Source organism: Ammoniphilus sp. CFH 90114, assembly GCF_004123195.1.
Taxonomy (GTDB): Bacteria; Bacillota; Bacilli; order Aneurinibacillales; family RAOX-1; genus YIM-78166.
This window is the reverse complement of the sequence record NZ_SDLI01000058.1, coordinates 1-676: the sequence shown is the minus strand read 5'-3', so window position 1 is coordinate 676 and position 676 is coordinate 1. Positions and strand designations below refer to the sequence as shown.

At 55.2% G+C, this 676-nt stretch carries 1 rRNA gene; it reads right to left on the bottom strand.

Annotated features, from left to right (window positions below):
- Window positions 1–676, bottom strand: a 23S ribosomal RNA gene (locus EIZ39_RS26165); the annotation flags it as partial.

Genomic DNA, 676 nt, shown 5'->3' with positions numbered 1-676 from the left:
GCCTACACGCTTAAACCGGGACAACCGTCGCCCGGCCAACATAGCCTTCTCCGTCCCCCCTTCGCAGTAACACCAAGTACAGGAATATTAACCTGTTTCCCATCGACTACGCCTTTCGGCCTCGCCTTAGGGGTCGACTCACCCTGCCCCGATTAACGTTGGACAGGAACCCTTGGTCTTCCGGCGAGCGGGCTTTTCACCCGCTTTATCGTTACTTATGTCAGCATTCGCACTTCTGATACCTCCAGCAACCCTCACAGGCCACCTTCACAGGCTTACAGAACGCTCCCCTACCCAACAACACATAGTGTCGCTGCCGCAGCTTCGGTGCATGGTTTAGCCCCGTTACATCTTCCGCGCAGGCCGACTCGACCAGTGAGCTATTACGCTTTCTTTAAATGATGGCTGCTTCTAAGCCAACATCCTGGCTGTCTGGGCCTTCCCACATCGTTTCCCACTTAACCATGACTTTGGGACCTTAGCTGGCGGTCTGGGTTGTTTCCCTCTTCACGACGGACGTTAGCACCCGCCGTGTGTCTCCCGTGATAACATTCTCCGGTATTCGCAGTTTGCATCGGGTTGGTAAGTCGGGATGACCCCCTTGCCGAAACAGTGCTCTACCCCCGGAGATGAATTCACGAGGCGCTACCTAAATAGCTTTCGGGGAGAACCAGCT